Genomic DNA, 6,284 nt, shown 5'->3' on the forward strand with positions numbered 1-6,284 from the left:
AAGCCTATTTTTCTGGATTTGGAATAGGCTTTAGTTTTAATCCAGCTAATCCATTTCTTATCTGCCGCATATTACCATCACCCACATCAGTTTTATGAGTGAGATAGTTGGGATCGGTCTCTTTCCATAATTCATGACCAATAAACTGTTGGTATTCATGATGGCCAATCACATAGTCAATATCATGTTTAGCAGCAAGGTATTGTATCAATTGAATGTTCGCGTCTATTTGCTCTTTAGTTAGAGGCAAGGCGTTACCATCAGCTATATTTTCAATGCCGATAGCTGTGTAGTTTAGGCCAATAACATGTCTAGCGAAGGTGTCTGTCGGCATCAACTGATATATAGTTCCATCTCGGTCCACTAAAAAATGGGCTGATACATTAAGTGCACTGGCGCCGCTTATGCCCTTGCGAAAAGAGGCAAGTTGGGTTGGATTAAATACATCAAACGTTTTATCTAAAGTAGGTACTACCGTCCAGTGAACCACTACCATTTTAGGATCAATTTTAGCGTCGTTTTGAATAATCCCGTGGCGTTCTTTTAGATATTGAACCGATAATGCTTCTCGCTCGTCGTCAAAGCTAATGGGTTTTTGGATGATGTTGATGTTTTGTTTGCTAGTGCAACCAACGAGAGCAATTAACATGACTAAAGTGGCAATAATTCGCATTATTTGTTCCGATAACCTATACAAAATTAATAAGTTAGCCTAACACAGATTGAAGTAGTTGTGTGACCTTCACCCTATGTAAACTTTATGGTGATTGTTCTGTGTCATTAGGGTTAACCAAAGAAATCTTCATAGGCATTCTGTTTAAGAATACGGCCATCATCAACTACCTATTTTAATTAAAAGTATTAACATGAGATTTGTTTCTTAAATCGCCAAAATTGATATGTAAATTAATCAACGTTTAAGAAGCAACATATTCAGGAAAAACAAACCAATTAATGAAATTTTGCGTACTCTAAACAGGTCAAATTTATTGAAATAATAACGATATAACACGGAGACTAGATGTCTGATTCACCTCTTTTTTCAAAAATAACATGGGCTGGAAATGAGCTCTCAAATCGTATGGTACTTGCTCCGTTAACACGAGGGCGAGCAGGATCCGATCGCATACCTACCGATATAATGGGGGACTATTACGAACAGCGAGCTTCAGGTGGACTTCTCATTTCTGAGGGCACGGGAATTTCCCCAGAAGGTAATGGTTGGGTGGATGCGCCGGGAATTTACACCAAAGAAATGGTGGAAGGCTGGCGCAAAATCACAGATCGCGTGCATAATGCAGGAAGTAAAATAGTTCTTCAGCTTTGGCATACCGGCAGAGCCTCCCATAGCGATTTTCATAACGGCGAACTATCACTGGCACCTTCTGCAGTTGGTATTAGTGATGGAAGCAGCAGCCACACACCTAATGGTAAAAAGCCTTTTGAAACGCCTAGAGCAATGACGATAGAAGATATCAAAAGCACCATTGAGGATTACCGCACAGCAGCGGCTAATGCGAAAGACGCTGGATTTGATGGCGTTGAAGTGCATGCTGCAAATGGTTATCTAATCAATCAGTTTCTGGATAGTAGAAGTAATCAACGCGATGATGAATATGGCGGTAGTATCGAAAATCGTTATCGTTTTCTAGCCGAAGTCATTCAGGCAATCCGAACTGTTTGGCCCGCTGAAAATATCGGCGTCAGGTTATCGCCGAATGGGGTTTTCAACGACATGGGCGCTGATGATTACAAAGAAACCTTTATTTATGTAGCAACCAAACTAAATGAATTAAACATTGGGTATTTGCATGTTATGGATGGTTTAGCTTTTGGTTTCCACGAACGCGGCGAACCCATGACGTTAAAAGATTTTCGTCACGTTTTTAAGAACCTTCTAATGGGTAATTGTGGTTACGATAAAGAGACCGCAGAAAAACGTATTAGCGACGGAGATGCCGACCTTATTGCTTTTGGTCGCCCCTGGATAACTAATCCAGATCTTCCTGTTAGATTTAAGAACGACTATCCATTAACAGACTTTGATGACGCTAGTTATTGGTATAGCAAGGGACCAGAAGGTTATTCTGATTACCCTAAGTATGAAGAAAGTTAATTAACTTTTTGCACTGGATGAAAACTAAATGGAGCTGAAGAAATTCAGCTCCATGCATTTCTAATTTGCTATTACAGATAGCACTTTACCGACCAAAAGTCCGCCTCCCGTACCCACCACATAACCAAGTAATGCCATTAAAACACCCACCGGAATAAGGGCTCTGGAGTAAGCAGCAGCTAAAATTGGCGCCGAAGCTACACCACCAATATTGGCCAGTGAAGCCACACCACAAGTGAATAGATCGAATTTGAAAAGCTTGGCAAATATCAGCATCAAAATACCGTGAACTGCCAAGATTAATAACCCGGTAATGATATACACTGGAGCGGCGATTAATTCGGCAAAATCCGCTCTGGATGCGATTAAACCTACAATTAAATACAACATAAGGTTGGACAACTCAGTCGATCCAAATAATCTACTCATAGGGGTTAATGCCGCTAATACACCGATAACAGTGACAATCAATACAGTCCATGCAGTGGTGGTAAAAAAGGCGCTAGTTGGAAGAATTGAAGCAAGTGATTGACAGCCGATGGATACTAACAAGGAGATAGCAAGTAAGAATAATAACCCCGTACTTGCATCGCCTTTTATTTCTGCAGCATTTTGTTCCAACTTTGCACCAACACGTTCTAACAAGGAACTGTCAGCACCACTCCAATTATTAAATCTTTTTGCAAAGGGAACTAAGGCTAACAACAACATAACCCAAAGGGCATAATCGATGGAATCAATTAGCATGGTATAACCCATACTGGAATCCGGCACGTTTAGGGCCACTTGAATTGCTGCCATATTTCCAGTGCCACCCATCCAACTCCCGCACAAAGCGGCCAGTGTTTTCCATGCATCTGGCAATAACCAAGTTTGCATTACGGCAAATGCAATCACGAAGGCTATACCAATACTTATGGATGCAGCGAAAAATGCCATGATTAAGCGAGTACCTAGTAATTTTATTTGTCGCAGATCAGCTTTTAACAGCATTAAAAAGATCATAGCAGGCAATATGTTATTGCGGGTCGTTTTATAAGCCGCATTTATCTCTTCTGTTCGCTCCCATATGCCAAAAGTTGAGCAAAGCATCACAATAAAATACAAAGCAACTATTGCCGGTAAATAAGTAAAAATTTTCCATCGGCTGCTTGTCTCTAGCAATTTTAAACTGCCTGCAATGCAGAGAATAACGGTTAGGTAGGGGATAGCACTGGTGATCATAAAACAAATCCATTTTAACTTAGTGAATGACCTTATCAGTTCAGTTTTAAATGTAAATGCCTGATTTGCTACTTGCCAGCATATTGCAATCTGTTGTTATATAGTAAATCACAAGATACGAAGGTTTGCTCGGAGTTTAAACATGTTGAAAGCGTCAATTTTGATTGGTCTATTATTTCTTTATGGCGGTATTTTGAGCAATCTGCAAGCGCAAGAAATGCGTTTTAGTTATCCTCCGGAATGGTCTGAACAGTCTTCTGTGTGGATCGGCTGGCCGTTAAGAGTTGGTGAACCAGGATCTGAACTTGATAGTTTAGAACAAGGTCAGGCTTCTGTGCGTGCTCAGATGGTTAAACATCTGTCGACGGGGAGTAGGGTGAGCTTATTGGTGAGCTCAGAGGAGGCCAAAAATCAAGCCATAGACAGGCTTACAGCAGCACAGATTGATTTGCATAAAGTCGATTTTTATATGTCGCCGGTGGAAGACGTTTTTGTACGAGACCTAGGTCCCAGATTTTTATCCAATGAAAAACAACTAAAAATCGCAGATATTCCCTGGAAGTGTTACGGCTATACTCGAGCGATTGCAGGCGATTATGTTGATGAGTGTCTTGCTAGAAAGGACAATGACAATAGTATGGCGCAACAAATGGGCCTTGAAATGATTAGTTCAAGCGCTTATGCCGAAGGCGGAGCATTAGAAGCTACCAGTACCTTATTAATGGGCTATCTGGATACTGCATTGTCACGTAATCCTAATATGACAAAAGCGCAAATTGAAGCCGATTATTTGAACATCTACGGTAAACAAAAGATGATCTGGCTTACGTCTTCTCCGGTGTCTGACCGACCAGGTTACAAAGCCGGAAACTTCTTTGGCTGGGGCGCTAACGGTCATGTTGACGAATATGCGCGTTTTGTGAATGAAAATACTGTGGTCATTGCGCAAATTGATGAGTCTGAATTGTCTCACGCATTAGCCAAAGACGACTTTGAAACGTTAAAAGAGAATTTAGCGGAGTTAAAATCGGCAACAGACATAAATGGGAACCCGCTGAATATTATCGAAATGCCAGCCGCAGATCCTGCTATGTTTGGGTATCAAGCTCCACTCAATTTACCCTCCACACCTGAAGGGTGGACTGAACTATCTGGTCTAACACCTGATGATATAGTGACTTATGTACCTGCGGTTAGTTATATGAACTTTATTATTGCCAACGATAAAATTATTGTGCCTGAATATTGGGTCGAGGGCTTACCTGAAATAGTCAAACATGAAGATAAAAAGGCCGGTGAAATTCTGCAAAGTTTATTTCCTGATCGAGAAGTCGTTCGAATTAATCCTTTACCGATCAATTGGTGGGGTGGTGGCATGCATTGTTCGACGCAACAGCAGCCGCTAGTTAAAGCCAATGAATAAAGATTTGTTTCTTAAATTAAACGCTTCAAGTTGTTTCTTAAATTGCAGTATTTTATCCCCAGCATCTTTTCGTCTTTCACCTAGTGCTGAAATTTCGTTTTTCAGTATTTCTATCTTTTCATTAAATACGGTTATTGAAGCTTCATATTCTTGAATTTTTTGAGTGTTTTCCTCAATTAGTTTATCGATTTCTTTGAGAAGTGCTTCATCAGTATCATCAGGCTTAGAACTATCATCGTTCATTCGTTCCCTTAAATGACTCCGCGCTATGCCGATTAAATCTAGCGTTTTTTGTTCTGTTGCTATTAAATCAAGCTTCGTTTGCTCTAAATTTTCAAATAATTCATTAATTAAAGATTTTAGTTCTAAAGCCTTAGAATCTAGTTCTAAATCCTCAGATTCTAGTTCTAAAAACTTAGAATTTAGTTCTAAAAGCTTTAGAAGTTCATCGTTCATACTATAAAAAGCATCAGGACTATTTTCATTGGCGCTGATTGGTTGTATTAGAAGCAAAGTCAAACCTAATAAAACAATGACCATTGAAGTAATTTTTTTCATTTGCTGCCACTTCTCCAAAAACTTTCTCTCATAATAAATTTGATGAGTTATTTATCACATTCTTAATTAATTCATTAACTATTCAGTTAGTTGTTTGAATGAACGAGGATAAACCGACCAAAAACGACGAGCTTTTCACAATAAATTTTGTGTCAGTACCAGTATAGACTAATTGAATATCTTGGGGGGAAGATAATAAATTGGTTTTCACTTCTTCTTCTGTATAGCCTTGAAAAACTAGATTTAATTTACCGTTTGCGAGAAATCGCTCGGTATTTCGAACAATTCCTTTCGCTATTCCGGTTTCTGCCATAATGCTAGGATTAGCGTCTGACAGCTCACAACTTGTTGATTGAAATATCAGTGCACCAGCGCCTTGTTGAGGGGTAAAATTATCCAATTTATATGAAAGCGAGCAATCGAGAGTGGCGTTGAATTCTTCTTTACTGGAAATCAATTTCTTACCTACCGCTATTCTAGTCACAAAGGATGTACTTAAACTGTCAATAGGCTTCAATAGTTGGATAGATTTCTCCGGAAAAGTGGGCGTTTGCTGAAATTCAGCGTCAGTTAAGGCGGCAATGTTGCCACCGACTAAAATACTGTCTTTAGGTGCGAAATATCTTACTTTCCGCCCGATAAACTTGACCATCAAAGGTTGTTTCGGTAATTCTTTTAATTCTGCTAGCGTATAGCCTTTTGTCCTTATTCTTATCGCTCTTACAGCTTTTTCGGTTGTTGCTTCAATAAAATCTTTGAACAAACTGTTACCTAGAAGGTTTTGTGATGCAGAAGTGAGTTGACACTTAGTTGGTTGGTTATAGCCAGAACCAACAAGTTGCCCTTCACCGTTAATGATTTGAGGTAGCAGTAAGCTAACAATGACTGATCTTCCCCTAAAACACTAGACACTTTTTATGTTCAAAATGAAGTATGATAGGAAGTGTTATGAGAAACAAATAT

6 protein-coding genes are annotated in these 6,284 nt (G+C 39.5%); 2 read left to right on the forward strand and 4 right to left on the reverse strand.

What is annotated here, in order from left to right; all coding sequences use genetic code 11:
• Nucleotides 1–4: 4 nt before the first annotated feature.
• Entirely contained in the window at nucleotides 5–673 is a 669-nt protein-coding gene (locus ACNKW3_RS15950) for a peptidoglycan recognition protein family protein (RefSeq protein ID WP_427400318.1), read from the reverse strand.
• Between the two features lie 348 nt (nucleotides 674–1,021).
• Between ACNKW3_RS15950 and ACNKW3_RS15955 the strand changes: the two genes are divergently transcribed.
• Complete coding sequence (locus ACNKW3_RS15955) at nucleotides 1,022–2,116, forward strand: alkene reductase (protein WP_427400319.1); 1,095 nt, start codon at nucleotides 1,022–1,024, stop codon at nucleotides 2,114–2,116.
• Between the two features lie 60 nt (nucleotides 2,117–2,176).
• Here the strand turns inward: ACNKW3_RS15955 and ACNKW3_RS15960 are convergent, their stop codons facing one another.
• On the reverse strand, nucleotides 2,177–3,340 hold the full coding sequence (locus tag ACNKW3_RS15960) for a DUF819 domain-containing protein (RefSeq protein WP_427400320.1): 1,164 nt from the start codon (nucleotides 3,338–3,340) through the stop codon (nucleotides 2,177–2,179).
• A 142-nt stretch (nucleotides 3,341–3,482) separates the two neighbouring features.
• Here ACNKW3_RS15960 and ACNKW3_RS15965 point away from each other — a divergent pair, with 142 nt between their 5' ends.
• Nucleotides 3,483–4,763, forward strand: coding sequence for an agmatine deiminase family protein (locus ACNKW3_RS15965; RefSeq protein WP_427400321.1), 1,281 nt, complete (start codon nucleotides 3,483–3,485; stop codon nucleotides 4,761–4,763).
• Here ACNKW3_RS15965 and ACNKW3_RS15970 read toward each other — a convergent pair.
• Nucleotides 4,743–5,321: a hypothetical protein gene (locus ACNKW3_RS15970; protein WP_427400322.1), complete on the reverse strand. Its 579-nt coding sequence runs from the start codon at nucleotides 5,319–5,321 to the stop codon at nucleotides 4,743–4,745. The two genes, ACNKW3_RS15965 and ACNKW3_RS15970, sit on opposite strands and share 21 nt — an antisense overlap.
• 82 nt (nucleotides 5,322–5,403) lie before the next feature.
• A complete protein-coding gene (locus tag ACNKW3_RS15975; protein ID WP_427400323.1) occupies nucleotides 5,404–6,084 on the reverse strand; it encodes a hypothetical protein in 681 nt (226 codons plus the stop codon).
• Between the last annotated feature and the right edge of the window lie 200 nt (nucleotides 6,085–6,284).

The organism is Glaciecola sp. 1036 (genome assembly GCF_050306235.1).
In the GTDB taxonomy this organism is placed as follows: Bacteria; Pseudomonadota; Gammaproteobacteria; order Enterobacterales; family Alteromonadaceae; genus Glaciecola.